Source organism: Parasphingorhabdus litoris DSM 22379 (assembly GCF_020906275.1).
Classification (GTDB): Bacteria; Pseudomonadota; Alphaproteobacteria; order Sphingomonadales; family Sphingomonadaceae; genus Parasphingorhabdus; species Parasphingorhabdus litoris.
In genome coordinates this window covers 299,315-315,007 of sequence record NZ_CP086727.1, presented here as the reverse complement: position 1 = coordinate 315,007, position 15,693 = coordinate 299,315, and the positions used below count along the sequence as shown (strand labels likewise).

The 15,693-nt window shown below is 54.2% G+C and carries 10 protein-coding genes; 3 read left to right on the top strand and 7 right to left on the bottom strand.

All coding sequences use genetic code 11. The features are described from left to right. The first annotated feature begins 58 nt into the window (after nt 1-58). Complete coding sequence (locus BS29_RS01615; RefSeq protein ID WP_229955372.1) at nt 59-328, top strand: DUF6726 family protein; 270 nt, start codon at nt 59-61, stop codon at nt 326-328. Nucleotides 329-338: 10 nt separating this feature from the next. On the opposite strand, the gene BS29_RS01610 is transcribed toward BS29_RS01615, so the two are convergent. From BS29_RS01610 to BS29_RS01600, 3 genes are all read right to left on the bottom strand, one after another. After that, entirely contained in the window at nt 339-1,379 is a 1,041-nt protein-coding gene (locus BS29_RS01610) for a M48 family metallopeptidase (protein ID WP_229955370.1), read from the bottom strand. Further along, nucleotides 1,380-2,060, bottom strand: a complete 681-nt coding sequence (locus BS29_RS01605) for a LysE family translocator (RefSeq protein ID WP_229955368.1) — start codon at nt 2,058-2,060, stop codon at nt 1,380-1,382. It lies immediately after the preceding gene. A 199-nt stretch (nt 2,061-2,259) separates the two neighbouring features. Continuing rightward, nucleotides 2,260-3,150: a LysR family transcriptional regulator gene (locus BS29_RS01600; RefSeq protein ID WP_229955366.1), complete on the bottom strand. Its 891-nt coding sequence runs from the start codon at nt 3,148-3,150 to the stop codon at nt 2,260-2,262. Nucleotides 3,151-3,296: 146 nt separating this feature from the next. Between BS29_RS01600 and BS29_RS01595 the strand changes: the two genes are divergently transcribed. Then, nucleotides 3,297-4,013 (top strand): pirin family protein, encoded by a 717-nt coding sequence (locus tag BS29_RS01595; RefSeq protein WP_229955364.1) that lies wholly within the window; start codon nt 3,297-3,299, stop codon nt 4,011-4,013. Nucleotides 4,014-4,090: 77 nt separating this feature from the next. Then, nucleotides 4,091-4,690: an NAD(P)H:quinone oxidoreductase gene (gene wrbA, locus BS29_RS01590; protein ID WP_229955362.1), complete on the top strand. Its 600-nt coding sequence runs from the start codon at nt 4,091-4,093 to the stop codon at nt 4,688-4,690. Nucleotides 4,691-4,764: 74 nt separating this feature from the next. Here the strand turns inward: wrbA and BS29_RS01585 are convergent, their stop codons facing one another. The 4 genes from BS29_RS01585 to BS29_RS01570 all read right to left on the bottom strand — a co-directional run bounded on the left by BS29_RS01585 (nt 4,765) and on the right by BS29_RS01570 (nt 15,566). Beyond that, nucleotides 4,765-5,571, bottom strand: coding sequence for a PEPxxWA-CTERM sorting domain-containing protein (locus BS29_RS01585; RefSeq protein WP_229955360.1), 807 nt, complete (start codon nt 5,569-5,571; stop codon nt 4,765-4,767). Nucleotides 5,572-5,827: 256 nt separating this feature from the next. Then, nucleotides 5,828-10,129 (bottom strand): DNA-directed RNA polymerase subunit beta', encoded by a 4,302-nt coding sequence (rpoC, locus tag BS29_RS01580; RefSeq protein ID WP_229955357.1) that lies wholly within the window; start codon nt 10,127-10,129, stop codon nt 5,828-5,830. Between the two features lie 65 nt (nt 10,130-10,194). Beyond that, nucleotides 10,195-14,589 carry a DNA-directed RNA polymerase subunit beta gene (rpoB, locus tag BS29_RS01575; protein ID WP_229955355.1) on the bottom strand — a complete coding sequence of 1,465 codons (4,395 nt, stop codon included), beginning with the start codon at nt 14,587-14,589 and terminating at the stop codon, nt 10,195-10,197. A 305-nt stretch (nt 14,590-14,894) separates the two neighbouring features. After that, on the bottom strand, nt 14,895-15,566 hold the full coding sequence (locus BS29_RS01570) for a DUF2306 domain-containing protein (RefSeq protein ID WP_229955353.1): 672 nt from the start codon (nt 15,564-15,566) through the stop codon (nt 14,895-14,897). Nucleotides 15,567-15,693 lie beyond the last annotated feature (127 nt).

The window sequence follows — 15,693 nt, the reverse complement described above, 5'->3', positions numbered from 1 at the left end:
GCCGCGTTCAGCTGGTCTTCATTGACCGGGGCGCACAAACCGGGCTGAGGAGATACTCATGCGGTCATCGTCTATTGTCCTGATAACAGTCGCCTTCGCCATGCTCAGCGGCTGCGTCGCCAGCAAAATTGTAACGGCTCCGTTCAAGGCCGCGGGTACGGTTGTGGAAACCGCCGTAGATGCCACGACGCAAACGGAATCGGAGAAGGCAGAAGATATTGGGCGCGAGGTGCTCAAGGAACGCAAGCGAGAGCGAGACGCCTGTCTGAAGCAAGCCGAGACCAAGGAAGAGCGTAAGGAGTGCAAACGCGCTTATAAGGATGGTTGACGCACAGATGTCAGTTGGACTGGCCGCCAACCAGCAAAGGCGGCGTGTAGATCCCGTCGACCGCTTCAAATTCTAATATCTTTGCAATTTCCTCTTCAAATAGCTTCACGCGCTTCTTCCAGCGATAATGGGTAGAGGCGGAAAAAATACCTTTGCCATGTTGCTTGCCATAGCGAGTCCAAAAGCGGATCGCGGCCTGCGGGTCATAGCCGGCATTGGCCATCAGCCAGACCGATAGCCGATCCGCCTCTATCTCGGTAGCCTTTATCCGCCCTGCACTTTTTCCGAACTGTCCAAAAAAGCCGCGATTGACCTTTTGCGCATTTAACCGTTCGCGATGCTTGAGCAGATTGTGCGCCAGCTCATGCGCAGCAATGGCGGCGAGCTCATCATCATCCAGTACATATTGGGCCAGCGTCGATGAAATGCTGACCATTTTCCCGTCCGCAGATGCCTCACGTTTCTTGCTGACGCGAATTTGAAACTGGCTGGGGCATGTCACCACCGGCTTGAGGGTGACCGTTTCAAGATCACTCCCGCGCTTCATTGTCAGTGCGACCTGGCCCTTGGCAGACGCTTCCACCAGACCATTTTTAACCGCTGCGATCCGCCGATATTCGGGCTTTTCATCGGACAGTTTTTCGGTGTCTATCGCGATGTCGTCCACCGCCGTGCCGTCGATTGCTACGAGGCCATCACCGGCTGCCAATTCCGCCATGGCGGCCGGACTGTCCGGAGCAACCGCATTGATGGCGATCGGGCTTGAAAAACCAAGGGCAGCACGCGCATTATCTTTATCGCCATATTGTTCCAGATCATGCAGCAGGATCCCGAGATGCGGAACCGTCTCTGAGCAGAATTCCGCATTGGCCGTGACCAGCCGATAGCCGGTGATATGCATGCGCTGATCGAGCCGCTGCAAGGATTGCAGCGCCATCACAGCCTGCCGGTCCGCCCTCTGGTCTTCCGCACCCTGCGCCCGGCCATGGGCTGGCTGCACGATCCCAAGAATAATCGGAAGGAAACAGAGAAAGCGAAGCATATAGTGCATTTAGCCGAACCCGCCTTTCGCGCCGTTGAACACGAGAGCCATGCCCGCTTCTTCCAGATTCAGAAAAGCCATGACCAGCGCCACACAAATCAAAACAGCCGCCGCCACATATTTGAAGATATCCTGCACCCGATCGGCACGGCCCAGGCTGCGCGCGCGAGAGGCCAGCGCGGCATAGAAGGTCAGACCGGCGGTTTCGGTAAATATCGTCAGGCCTGCCAATATCCCGAACTGTACCAGCAGATTACCAGCCGGATCAACAAAGGGTGGGATGATCACGGTGTAGAAGAAAAGCGCCTTGGGATTGGACATGTGGACGGCAAGGCCGCTTAGGAAGCCGCGCTTAAATCCCTCGGCTGTGGCGGCCGATCCGCTGAGATTCTGCCGCGCTCCGCTGAGCATGGCGACACCCAACCAGGCCAGATAGGCGACGCCCAACCACCGCAAGACTGCATAGGCGGAAGGAAAGGCTTGAATCATCGCTATCAGCCCAAAAGCCGTCAGCGCATACCAGATGAAATTACCGACATTAATCCCGACTATTGGTCCCAGCGCGCCGCGCATCCCGCCTTGTCGGCCCGCTGGTAAAGCGTGGCTGACCGTCACCATGGTTGCAGGACCCGGCGTGAAACAGAAGGTCAAATCCGTGATCAGGAAGAGCAATATGGTTTCATATGGCATAGCTATTCAGCTCCACCATTTAGAATATGAACGAGATTATACAGTTTCTACACAGAATCGCATAAAAGTTTTCCGCCTTCTTTTGGATGATGAAAACCGGCATTTCTGCGGATCATCGCTCAATATTCATAAGATTTCTGTCTCTACAGGAACCGCTTCATGTAGGACAGCGCTTTTAACGGTGCCGATATTCGCCAAATCAACGCAGATGCTGCTTCAGAAAATTGATCAGCGCATTGACCCGGGCCGGGCGATGGGGTGACGGCGGCATCACCAGATTGAGCGATATCTCGCTGAAGGCCCAGTCCGCCAAGATCGCTTTCAAAGCCCCGCTATCAATCGCATCCTGGCACAAAAAATCCGGCAGAAAACCAATGCCGCGACCAGCAATCAGCGCTGGCAGCATGATGTCACCATTATTGCTTTGGAACCGGCATTTGGGGCGCACGGATATCTTCTCGCCATTCCGTGCCGTGATATGCCACAATTCAGGCGTAGCCACGTTGGAATAGAGAAAACAGTCATGGCCTGTCAGCTCTTCGGGTCTGGCCGGCGTCCCGCGCCGTTTGAGATAATCCGGCGATGCGATGCAATAGGTCTTCATGCTGCGCAGGCGAACAACCCGCAAACTGCTGTCCGGCAGCTCCGCAATACGTACAGCCAGGTCAAAACCCTCATCTATCAGATCGACACGGGCATCACTGAGCTGCACATCGACCGTTATCTCGGGATATGCGCACATGAAATCCGCTAAAATCGGAGCGAGATGAGACAATCCGAAACTTAAAGGGGCAGCCAGCCGGATCTGGCCGCGCAGCAGATGGACGGTGTTGCGAGCTGCTTCCATCGCCGCCTCGCCATCCATTGCTATGGTCCGTGCATAGGGGAGCAGCGCCCTTCCCGCCGTTGACAGCGATATCTTGCGGGACGTCCGGTGGAACAGAACCGTGCCCAGCGACTCCTCCAGTCGGGTTATGGCCTTGGATACCGTCGGCTTCGAAATCGCGAGTTCATGGGACACGGCGGTAAAACTGCCGAGCCGAGCCGCCGCCGCAAAGATTGCCCATGCTTCATAATCGGGAAGAGCCATATGCTCTTATTATGTAATTTTGAGAAACAATCAATTTCTATATTGGATATTTAAGAAACAAACAAACCTGCCTATTTCATTCTCAAGCAAGACGGAAACCCGTCTCATCCGAGAGATCGGGTCGTCCGATGAACAGGAGAATGACAATGATAGAGAAACGCACATTTGCCGACCTCGCCCATGTCAATCACGACTGGCTGCAGGCCCACCACCATTTTTCCTTTGGGCGTTACTGGGACCCCGCCCGCATGGGTTTTGGTCCGATCCGCGTCTGGAATGACGATGAGATCGCTACCCAAACAGGTTTTCCGATGCATCCGCATAGGAATATGGAAATCATCACCTATGTCCGCGAAGGCGCGATTACCCATCGCGATTCCCTCGGCAACGAAGGTCGCACAAAAGCGGGCGACGTGCAGGTGATGAGCGCCGGAACCGGCGTCATCCACAGCGAATATAATCTGGAGGAAGAACATACCCGTCTGTTCCAGATTTGGATCGAGCCCCGTGCACCGGGAGGTGATCCCCGTTGGGATACCAAGGCCTTTCCGAAAGGCGACCGTGCCGGGCAGCTGGAAATACTCGCCAGCGGTTTTGACGAAGACGTCGATAGTGGCGCTCTTATGATTCGCGCTGATGCGCGGCTCTATGGCGCAACCTTGAAAGCTGGCAATGCCATCCAGCATGATATTGCAGACGGCGCCGATGTCTATCTAGTCGCCTCCGCCGGCACATTACGAGTCAATGGCGAAGATATTGCCGCTCGTGATGCCTTGGCAATCCGCGACATATCCACGCTGGAAATCGAAGCTCTCGAGGATGCCGAACTGGTTTTTGTCGAGGCCTTCGAACAGTCCAACTGACACCCGCGAAGGAGGAGCGCTCTTCCATCCCCTGAACCTCGAGCGCTCCTTCACTAACCCCAAAAAGGAGAATGAAAATGACAAAAATACTGGTTTTATATTACTCATCCTACGGTCATGTGGATGCATTGGCACAAGCCATAGCGGACGGTGCCCACGAGACAGGCGCAGATGTAACCATCGGCCGCGTCCCGGAAAGCGTGCCACCGGAAGTGGCACAGGCATCAGGTTTCAGCGCCAATGAAGAACATCCCGTGGTCGAACCCGATAGCCTAGCGGACTATGATGCTATCATCGTCGGATCGCCCACGCGCTTCGGCCGGCTATCGAGCCAGATGGCATCCTTCTGGGACCGTACTGGCGGGCTTTGGGTGAAAGGCGCACTGATCGGCAAGGTCGGTGCATCCTTTACATCTACCGGTTCCCAGCATGGCGGTCAGGAAACCACGCAATATTCGATCCTCAGCAACCTGCTCCATCACGGCATGACCATTGTCGGTCTTGACTATGGCTTTGCCGGGCAGATGAATGGCGACGAAATCGTCGGCGGCTCTCCCTATGGCGCATCCACTGTAGCTGGTGGCGATGGAAGCCGGACACCGCACGAGATTGACCTGGATGGTGCTCGCTATCTCGGTGCGAAGGTTGCTCGCACAGCAGCTAAACTAGCCGCCTGAGCGCTTGTCCGCAAATAGAAAGCCCCGCCGGATACTCTCCGGCAGGGCTCGCTATTCATATGTCAGCAAAGCGCTTAAGCGTAGCTTACTTTAACGTTCGCCTTACGTTGACGCCGCCGGTTTGACCGCAATGCACCGCCGATGGCACCAAAGCCAAAGATCATGAACGCCCATGTCGCTGGCTCAGGGACCGCGCCACTGATCTGACCTGCCTCACTGGCGATGATGGCCGCATTGCCGTTTGCAAAGCGCGCCAATACTTTGGTGGGATTTTCGCCAGAAAGCGCTGCACCAAATTCGACAGCGGCAGGATCATATGGAAAGCTCACACCATCTGTCACAGGGTTACCTACACCAAAGGGTGTGATATCAATGTCCAGATTGGAACCGCCTTGGCCCGCTCCCGATGGGCCAGCCATACCATTGACCAGACCGATCGGATTGTCACCATCGCCATTGGCGGAATAGGCTCCAAATGCACCACGGTATTCCCCGATATAACCGCCGCCGGAGCCGCTCAGTACATAGTCTAGTGCATTGTTGAACAGCAAATCGGTATTGGCAGCGCCGATATCATCCTGAAAGTCGCCATTGAACAATACGATATTGCCAGTCACATAGGCTTTCACATTGGCCGCTGCTGCTACCGATAGGCTTTGACCAAAACTGAACCCATCGCGCGTGTAGACGAACAGATCGAAAGAATCGAGAAACCCTGCTGTTGCCAACTGTGCGTCAGAAACGATGGTCGTTGTATGACCACCGGCTGAATATAAGTCATTGATATTATTATCACCAAAAATGGCGATCAACGCAGCGTTGGCCGGAACTGGCGCAATAGCGATAGCCGATACGGATGCCGCAAGAAGTAGTTTTTTCATTTTAGTTTCACCTCGCATTATCGACCCGATCGAAAACAAAAGGCACATAAGTGACAGGATTCGCAAAGCCTCATCAAATCCTGACGTTTCGTTAACAGAATATACACCATAGTGCAAATGCAATGAAAAAAATTAACCATACTGAGTCAGTGAGTTGAAACGAGATTTCGGATGCTTGCACTGAAACGAACCAACAAAAAAGCCCCGCCAGATACTCACTGGCGGGGCTTTTGTTCTTTTGACGGTGGTCGAAAAGCTATGCTTGCTCTTCCCCTGCTTCAGGAGCGGCGTCTGGCGCGTCGGCCACAGGTGCCTCTTCAACCATAGCTTCTGCGGCTGGCGCTTCTTCCGCCGCCGGTGCATCAAACACCTCTTCGGCAACCGGAGTCGCTGCAGCAGCTTCTTCCGCTTTCAGATCATCGGCAGCAGCCATGGCATCAGCAATTTTCGCCTGCTGTGCCCGGAGCGCGGCGTCACGGCCGGTGGCCGCAATCCGTGCCCGGTTCATGCCTGCGCCCGTACCGGCCGGGATCAAACGTCCAACAATGACGTTTTCTTTCAGACCGATGAGCGAGTCCTTCTTCCCTTCGACAGCCGCCTGGGTCAGTACCCGGGTGGTTTCCTGGAAAGAAGCCGCAGAGATGAACGAACGCGTCTGCAGGCTCGCCTTGGTGATACCAAGCAGAACCGGCTTACCTTCGGCAGGAACCTGCTTCTTGGTCAGCTTCGCATTATATTCCAGCATCTCTTCGAGATCGACCTGTTCGCCGGGAAGAAGCGTGGTGTCGCCGCCATTGGTGATTTCAACTTTCTGCAGCATCTGACGAACAATCGTCTCGATATGCTTGTCGTTGATTTTCACGCCCTGCAGACGATAGACTTCCTGAATTTCCGCAACCAGATATTCAGCCAGCGCTTCTACGCCCAAGACCTCAAGAATATCATGCGGATCAGGCGAACCGGAAACCAGGTTATCGCCTTTCTTCACGAAGTCGCCTTCCTGAACGTCGATGACTTTTGTCTTCGGTACCAGATATTCTACTGGTTCGCCTTCCTCGGGAACAATCGCAATCTTACGCTTGGCTTTATAGTCGCGCAGATATTCGACGCGGCCGGAAACCTTGGCGATGATGCTATTGTCTTTCGGAACACGCGCTTCGAACAGCTCGGCAACACGTGGCAGACCACCGGTAATATCACGGGTCTTCGCCGCTTCGCGAGAAACACGCGCGATCACATCACCGGCAACCACTTCCTGACCGTCGGTCACAGACAGGGTTGCACCATTGGCGAGCATGTAGCGCCCGGCTTCCCCGCTGTCCTTGTCGAGCAAGGTCATCCGCGGACGCAGGTCTTCCTTATTGGCTCCACGACCGGTGGCGCGATATTCGGTGATCACACGCTGTGCGATACCCGTCGCTTCATCGGTCTGTTCGGCCATGGTCTTGCCTTCGATGATGTCCTGATACTTGATCGTACCCGGCTTCTCGGTGATCACTGGCATGGTGAATGGATCCCATTCGGCCAGACGATCGCCAAGTTTCACCTTCTGGCCATCCTTGACCAGCAGGCTTGTACCATATGGAAGTTTGTCAGCACTACGCTCACGCCCTTCATCATCGATAACCGCAATTTCACCGGAGCGAGCGAGCGACAGGAACCGTCCGTTCTTGTCTTCGATCACTGGCATGTCGCGATATTGCACCGTACCCTCGGCCACAGCTTCCAAATTGCTCTGCTCGTTCAGCTGTGCCGCACCGCCGATGTGGAAGGTCCGCATCGTCAGCTGCGTGCCTGGCTCACCGATGGACTGTGCAGCGATAACGCCAACAGCCTCACCGATATTCACCGGTGTACCGCGAGCAAGGTCACGACCGTAACAGGTCGCACAAACGCCCATTTTGGATTCGCAAACCAGCGGAGAACGAATACGTGCGGACTGGATACCGAGATCTTCAATGATCTTGATCGCCGCTTCGTCCAGCAATGTGCCAGCTTTGATCACGACACTGTCGTCTTTGCTGTCAACGATATCTTCGGCCATGGTCCGGCCCAGGATACGCTCGCCGAGCGATGCGATGACGGAACCACCCTGGACGATGGCTTTCATCTCCAGCGCATTTTCGGTGCCGCAATCTTTTTCAACAATCGTACAGTCTTGCGAAACGTCCACCAGACGCCGCGTCAGATAACCGGAGTTAGCGGTTTTCAGAGCGGTATCGGCCAGACCTTTACGCGCACCGTGGGTCGAGTTGAAATATTCGAGAACCGTCAGGCCTTCTTTAAAGTTCGAGATAATTGGCGTTTCAATAATCTCGCCCGAAGGTTTGGCCATCAGTCCGCGCATACCGCCCAACTGCTTCATCTGGGCTGGGCTACCACGGGCGCCAGAGTGGCTCATCATGTAGATGGCATTAATCTGACGCTCACGGCCATGCTCGTCCTCTGGCGTCGCGGCCAGCTCGTCCATCATAGCGTTCGCCACCTGGTCACCACAACGGCTCCAGGCGTCGATCACTTTGTTATATTTTTCCTGCTGCGTGATCAGACCGTCTTGATATTGCTGCTCATAGTCAGCAACCAGAGCGCGGGTCTCCTCAACCGTTGCATCTTTGGAGTCCGGAATGATCATGTCATCCTTACCGAAGGAAATACCGGCCTTACACGCGTGACGGAAACCAAGATCCATGATCGCGTCAGCGAACAATACCGTGTCTTTCTGACCCGTGTGGCGGTAAACTTGGTCGATCACGTCACCGACCTCTTTCTTGGTCAGCAACCGGTTCACAATGTCGAATGGAACCTTGTGTGATTTCGGCAGACATTCCGCGATCAGCAAACGACCCGGCGTGGTTTCAAAACGCTTGAGGATGGGGTTGCCATCTTCATCAGTCTGCGGAACCCGGGTATGGATTTTCGAGTGCAGGGTCACCGCACCGATTTCCAGCGCCTGATGCACTTCGGCCATGTCGGCCAGCATCATGCCTTCGCCTGGCTCGCCTTTACGATCCATGGTGAGGTAATAGATACCGAGCACCATATCCTGTGACGGAACGATAATCGGCTTACCATTGGCTGGTGACAGGATGTTGTTGGTCGACATCATCAGCACCCGCGCCTCCAGCTGCGCCTCAAGGCTCAGCGGAACGTGAACAGCCATTTGGTCACCGTCAAAGTCAGCGTTAAACGCGGAACAGACCAGCGGGTGAAGCTGGATGGCTTTACCTTCAATCAATACCGGCTCAAACGCCTGAATGCCCAAGCGGTGAAGCGTTGGTGCGCGGTTCAGCATGACAGGATGCTCGCGGATCACTTCCTCGAGAATATCCCAAACTTCCTTGCGCTCTTTCTCGACCCATTTCTTGGCCTGTTTGAGCGTCATCGAAAGACCCTTGGCATCAAGGCGCGCGTAGATAAATGGCTTGAACAGCTCGAGAGCCATTTTCTTCGGCAGACCACATTGATGCAGTTTCAGCTCAGGACCGGTCACGATAACCGAACGACCGGAATAGTCGACGCGTTTACCGAGAAGGTTCTGACGGAAACGGCCCTGCTTGCCTTTCAGCATGTCGGACAGAGATTTCAGTGGACGCTTGTTCGCTCCGGTAATGGTACGACCACGACGGCCATTGTCGAACAGCGCGTCAACAGACTCCTGCAACATACGCTTCTCGTTACGGACGATGATGTCCGGCGCGCGCAGTTCCATCAGGCGTTTCAAACGGTTGTTCCGGTTGATCACGCGGCGATAAAGATCGTTGAGATCGGACGTCGCGAAACGGCCACCATCCAGAGGCACCAGCGGACGCAGCTCGGGCGGGATCACAGGAATGATTTCGAGGATCATCCATTCCGGCTTGTTGCCGGATTCAATGAAGCTCTCGACAACCTTGAGACGCTTGATGATCTTCTTCGGCTTCAGCGTCGACTTGGTCGTCGCCAGCTCTTCCATCAGATCTTCTTTTTCACGCTCCAGATCGAGGTCCTGCAACATGATCTTGACCGCTTCTGCACCGATGCCGGCGGAGAAAGCGTCTTCGCCATATTCATCCTGTGCTTCAAGCATCTCGTCTTCGGTTAGCAACTGGAATTTTTCCAGTGGTGTCAGACCGGGTTCGATAACCACATAGCTTTCGAAATAAAGCACGCGCTCCAGCTGCTTGAGCTGCATGTCGAGCAAAAGTCCGATACGTGATGGCAGCGATTTCAGGAACCAGATATGCGCAACAGGAGCAGCAAGGTCGATATGACCCATACGCTCGCGGCGAACCTTGGTTACCGTGACTTCGACACCGCATTTCTCACAGACAATGCCTTTATATTTCATGCGCTTATATTTACCGCACAGGCATTCGTAATCCTTTACGGGGCCAAAGATGCGCGCACAGAACAAGCCATCACGTTCTGGCTTGAACGTCCGGTAGTTGATCGTTTCCGGCTTTTTGATTTCACCGAATGACCAGCTGCGAATACGCTCTGGTGAAGCAAGACCGATTTGAATCTGGTCAAATGTTTCCGGCTTTGCGATCGGATTTGCGAAATTTGTTACTTGGTTCATATTCTATTCCTTCGGGGCCTTAGCCCAAAATTTGAAATGCTGGGAAGAGTGAGACGTTGCCCGCCTTACTCTGCCGCAATCGCGACGCCGTCATCATCGTCATCTTCATCTTCGTCACCGAAGCTGGAGAGTTCGACATTGAGACCAAGCGAACGCATTTCCTTGACCAGAACGTTAAAGCTTTCAGGCACACCGGCTTCGAAAGTATCGTCGCCTTTGACGATCGCTTCGTAAACCTTGGTCCGTCCAATCACGTCATCCGATTTGACCGTCAGCATTTCCTGCAACGTGTAAGCCGCACCATATGCCTGCAGTGCCCAGACTTCCATTTCCCCGAAGCGCTGTCCGCCGAACTGGGCTTTACCGCCCAGTGGCTGCTGCGTGACGAGAGAATATGGTCCGATTGAACGGGCGTGGATCTTGTCGTCAACCAGGTGATGCAGTTTGAGCATATAGATATAGCCCACTGTCACCTTACGGTCGAACTTGTCTCCGGTCCGTCCGTCAAACAGGTTGACCTGTCCGCTGCGATCGAGGCCAGCAAGTTCCAGCATGTCGGAAACATCGCTTTCATGCGCACCGTCAAACACCGGCGTTCCCATCGGAACACCATTGCGCAAGTGACCAACCATCTCGACAATCTCGGACGGCTCACGGGCATCAATATCTTCGTGATATTGTTCACCGTAAATGGTCTTGAGCCGCTCTTTCACCGCATCAGGTGGCGCTGCCGCCTGCGGATCGGGATTAGCCAGCTTCCATTCTTCCAGAGCTTTCGTCACCTGCTCGCCCAGACCACGTGCGGCCCAGCCCAAGTGGGTTTCGAAAATCTGACCGACGTTCATACGCGATGGCACGCCCAATGGGTTCAGCACGATATCAACCGGCGTTCCGTCTTCGAGGAACGGCATATCTTCTTGTGGAAGAATGCGGGAGATAACCCCTTTGTTTCCGTGACGGCCAGCCATTTTGTCACCAGGCTGCAACTTGCGTTTCACAGCGACAAAGACCTTGACCATTTTCAGAACGCCTGGGGACAGTTCGTCACCACGCTCCAGCTTCTCGCGGCGATCTTCGAAACGTTCATTAATTTCCTTGATCGCTTCGTCATATTGACCGCGAGTGGCCTCAAAGTCGGATTGGACCTTGTCATCCTTCACAGCGATTTTCCACCAGTCGGCATTGTCCAGTTCGGACAGGCCTTCTGCGGTAATCTCTGCGCCCTTCTTCATTGGCTTCGGCGCGGACGTTGCTGTCTGACCGATCAACATATCTTTCAATGCGTTGAAGGTTGCACGGTTCAAAATGGCGCGTTCGTCATCACGGTCTTTCGTGAAGCGCGAAATTTCTTCGCGTTCAATCGCAAGCGCACGCTCGTCCTTGTCGATGCCGTGGCGGTTAAACACACGAACCTCAACAACCGTACCAGCAACACCCGGAGGCAGACGCAGCGAGGTGTCACGAACATCGGAAGCTTTCTCACCGAAGATCGCGCGGAGAAGTTTTTCTTCGGGCGTCATTGGGCTTTCACCCTTCGGCGTGATCTTACCGACGAGAATATCGCCAGGCTCGATTTCCGCACCAATGTAAACGATACCCGCTTCATCGAGGTTGCGCAGCGCTTCCTCACCGACATTCGGAATGTCGCGCGTGATGTCTTCAGGACCCAGTTTCGTATCACGGGCCATGACTTCAAATTCTTCGATATGGATCGAAGTGAAGACATCGTCTTTCACGATACGCTCGGAAATGAGGATACTATCTTCGTAGTTATAACCATTCCAGGGCATGAACGCGACGAGGCTGTTTTTGCCCAGCGCCAATTCACCCATATCGGTTGATGGTCCGTCGGCCAGCGTATCGCCTTCCTGAACAATATCGCCCACTTTCACCAGCGGACGCTGGTTGATGCAGGTGTTCTGGTTGGAACGCTGGAACTTCTGGAGGGTATAGATGTCGACGCCGGACTTGCCTGCTTCAACATCGCCCTGCGCGCGGATCACGATACGAGTCGCATCGACCTGGTCGACGATACCGCCGCGGCGGGCCGCAATCGCAGCACCAGAATCGCGGGCCACGGTTTCCTCCATGCCGGTTCCGACAAACGGCGCCTCTGCTTTCACAAGTGGCACAGCCTGACGTTGCATGTTCGATCCCATCAGGGCGCGGTTAGCATCATCGTTTTCCAGGAACGGGATGAGCGATGCCGCAACCGACACAAGCTGCTTCGGCGAGACGTCCATCAGAGTGATGTGATCGCGCGGTGCAATCAAAAATTCACCAGCTTCACGGGCCGAAACCAGCTCTTCAACAAAGCTGCCATCTGCATTGAGATCAGCATTGGCCTGAGCCACCGTGTGCTTCTGCTCTTCCATCGCGGAGAGGTAGACAACCTCATCGGTAACCTTGCCGTCTTTGATCTGACGATATGGCGTTTCGATAAAGCCATATTTGTTCACCCGGCTGAACGATGCCAGCGAGTTAATAAGACCAATATTCGGACCTTCAGGCGTTTCAATCGGACAGATACGGCCATAATGGGTTGGGTGAACGTCGCGGACTTCAAAGCCGGCACGCTCACGCGTCAGACCGCCGGGCCCAAGCGCCGATACGCGGCGTTTGTGGGTGACTTCTGACAATGGATTGGTCTGATCCATAAACTGGGACAGCTGCGAGCTGCCAAAGAACTCACGAACCGTTGCAACAGCGGGCTTCGCGTTGATCAGATCGTTCGGCATCACGGTGGATACGTCGACGCTGGACATACGCTCTTTAACCGCACGCTCCATACGCAGCAGGCCAACACGATATTGGTTTTCGAGAAGCTCGCCAACCGAACGCACACGCCGGTTACCAAGGTTATCGATATCATCAACTTCGCCCTTGCCATCTTTCAGATCGACGAGGGTTTTGACCACCGCCAAAATGTCTTCCTTGCGAAGAACGGTATAGTCATCCGGCGCATCGAGATCGAGACGCATGTTAAGTTTCACACGACCAACGGCAGAAAGGTCATAACGCTCAGGATCGAAGAACAGGCCTTCGAACAGCGCCTCAGCCGTTTCGCGGGTCGGCGGTTCGCCAGGACGCATGACGCGGTAAATGTCGGACAGCGCGCCATCACGGTCTTCCGCCTTGTCGACTTTCAGCGTGTTGCGGATCCAGGGTCCGGTTGTCACATGGTCAATGTCGAGCAGCTCGAGCTGGTCAATGCCAGCACCGTCGAGCTTCTCAAGATTTTCAACCGTCACCTCGTCGCCAGCTTCGATATAGATCTCACCGGTTTTCTCGTTGATCAGGTCAAACGCACTGTAGCGACCAAAAATTTCCTCAGTTGGAATGACGACATTTTTCATGCCATCTTTTTCAGCCTTGTTGGCACCGCGCGGCGTGATCTTGCTGCCGCTGGCGAAGACAACTTCGCCGCTATCAGCATCGACAATGTCAAAGGTCGGCTTTTGACCGCGCCATTGTTCCGCCACGAAAGGAATGGTCCAGCCGTCTTTCGCGCGCTTGTAAACGATACGCTCGTAAAATTCGTTGAGAATATCTTCTTCGGAATAGCCTTGCTTCAGAATGCCAGTGATTTCCGCACTCTTGGTCCGGCCTTCATCTTCAATCTTGCCCTGAATTTCGATCGCACCCATGGGCTCTTTGATCGTAATCCGGTTGCCTTCGACTTCGATGATCTCGGCAGGCTGCTTCATGCCCGCAACGCGAACCATTTCACCGACCTTGAACGGAGGCTTCTTCTCTTTCACTTCAATGATCGCGTCACCCAGTGAACGCAGCAGTGCGGTCACAGGCAATTTCCGCTTACGGTCGATACGAACATTGACGATGTCTTTCGCATCAAATTCAAAGTCGAGCCATGAACCACGATAAGGAATAACGCGGGCAGCGAAAAGGAACTTGCCTGACGAGTGGGTCTTGCCGCGGTCATGGTCAAACAGCACACCGGGCGAACGGTGCATCTGGCTGACGATAACGCGCTCAGTACCATTGATTACGAACGTGCCGTTCTTGGTCATCAAAGGCATGTCGCCCATGTAAACGTCTTGCTCTTTAATATCGAGAACGGAGCGCGCTTCGGTTTCCGGATCGACTTCAAAGACGATCAGGCGCAGCGTGACTTTCATCGGCGCTGCATAGGTGATGCCGCGCTGACGACATTCTTCGACATTATATTTGGGGTCTTCAAGCTGGTAGTTGACGAAATCCATTTCGGCGGTGCCGGCAAAATCGCGGATCGGAAAAACGCTGCGCAGCGTTTTTTCCAGACCGGAAACATAACCGATCGAGGGATCGGAGCGCAGGAACTGCTCATATGATTCGCGCTGAACCTCGATGAGATTCGGCATATCGATGACTTCATGAATGTCGCCAAAGATTTTGCGGATACGTTTTTTGCGGGTCGGTGTGAGAGCCGTTGTCTTTACCGAAGATGCTTTCGTCGCCATGTATTTTTGCCTTCTCGCCATCACCGGAATTACGCTACTTATGAAGCGCTTAGCCGGTGGAAAACCAAATTTTGTGGGGCGCTCCAGAACAAAAAGCCACGGCCTCTCAAACCCGTTTCTTCGGGGACGAGAGTCGCAGCTCATAGCGTCCTGAAAACCGGTCAGACCTCATTTCTTCTGGCGCGCCGCGCAACTGCACGCCCTGTCTCGAAATCTGTGGTGAGCCGCCCATATAGGGAGATGTTGGATATCGGTCAAGGGAAGTCCGGCCCCTTATTGGAGGAAATGGAGACAGTAGAGCGGTATCAAACCGGTTTGCCTTCATACCATTTGGTTGCCAGCACGCGGATCACCCAAAATAGCATCACTAACAGGATGATGGGTTCTGGCGCAGACAATATGCCCGTGTCGCGAATGGCCTTGGGAAAAGCGGTCGCTCCCGGGCCAGTAAACAGGGAGCCGGCGGCAATGAAATAGGCAAAGCACATGCGCCACAAATGCCGGGCGACGCGCAGTTTGCCGGAAATACCCCGCCGGGCGATCATCACCGCGTCCCCGGACGCGGCCAGTAGCGCAAGTCCGCCGAAGAAATAATGCGGGAAAGCAGGCAATCCGTCCTTCAGTCCGTCTGGGCTGTTCTGCGCTTCCAATCCGAAAAACACTCCGCCGGCGGCGACGCCCAATGCAGCGACAAGCGCGACATAGTGAAGCAAATTTACTGCTTCATCTTTCTGCCGGACCGCCATCCAGGATGTGACGACAAGATAGATGGTGAAAACTCCGACCAGGACCGAAATGGCCATGGGAAGGACCACTGCCAGGTAGATTCCTGCGGCTGCCATGATCATCATCGTTACGAAGAACACATTGCCAATACCGCGATGTACGCGCGAACCTTTGCGAACAAACAGGGCGGCGGCACCAGCCAACACGGCGATGGTGCCCATGCTGATATGAAGAAACATGATAAGCGTCATTGATGATATCCTCGTTCAAAGGTTCGGTACGAGGGGCTTATAAGCCATAATTTATTGATAATCAATAAATCACTTGACGTTTATCGATAAATCTATATTGATAAGCAACGAAACATATATCGCAATT

What these genes read in the sequence shown, in the direction of transcription:
- BS29_RS01615 (WP_229955372.1), top strand. Translation starts at nt 59, where the DNA reads ATGCGGTCATCGTCTATTGTCCTGATAACAGTCGCCTTCGCCATGCTC.
- BS29_RS01610 (WP_229955370.1), bottom strand. Translation starts at nt 1,379, where the DNA reads ATGCACTATATGCTTCGCTTTCTCTGTTTCCTTCCGATTATTCTTGGG.
- BS29_RS01605 (WP_229955368.1), bottom strand. Translation starts at nt 2,060, where the DNA reads ATGCCATATGAAACCATATTGCTCTTCCTGATCACGGATTTGACCTTC.
- BS29_RS01600 (WP_229955366.1), bottom strand. Translation starts at nt 3,150, where the DNA reads ATGGCTCTTCCCGATTATGAAGCATGGGCAATCTTTGCGGCGGCGGCT.
- BS29_RS01595 (WP_229955364.1), top strand. Translation starts at nt 3,297, where the DNA reads ATGATAGAGAAACGCACATTTGCCGACCTCGCCCATGTCAATCACGAC.
- wrbA (WP_229955362.1), top strand. Translation starts at nt 4,091, where the DNA reads ATGACAAAAATACTGGTTTTATATTACTCATCCTACGGTCATGTGGAT.
- BS29_RS01585 (WP_229955360.1), bottom strand. Translation starts at nt 5,571, where the DNA reads ATGAAAAAACTACTTCTTGCGGCATCCGTATCGGCTATCGCTATTGCG.
- rpoC (WP_229955357.1), bottom strand. Translation starts at nt 10,129, where the DNA reads ATGAACCAAGTAACAAATTTCGCAAATCCGATCGCAAAGCCGGAAACA.
- rpoB (WP_229955355.1), bottom strand. Translation starts at nt 14,589, where the DNA reads ATGGCGACGAAAGCATCTTCGGTAAAGACAACGGCTCTCACACCGACC.
- BS29_RS01570 (WP_229955353.1), bottom strand. Translation starts at nt 15,566, where the DNA reads ATGACGCTTATCATGTTTCTTCATATCAGCATGGGCACCATCGCCGTG.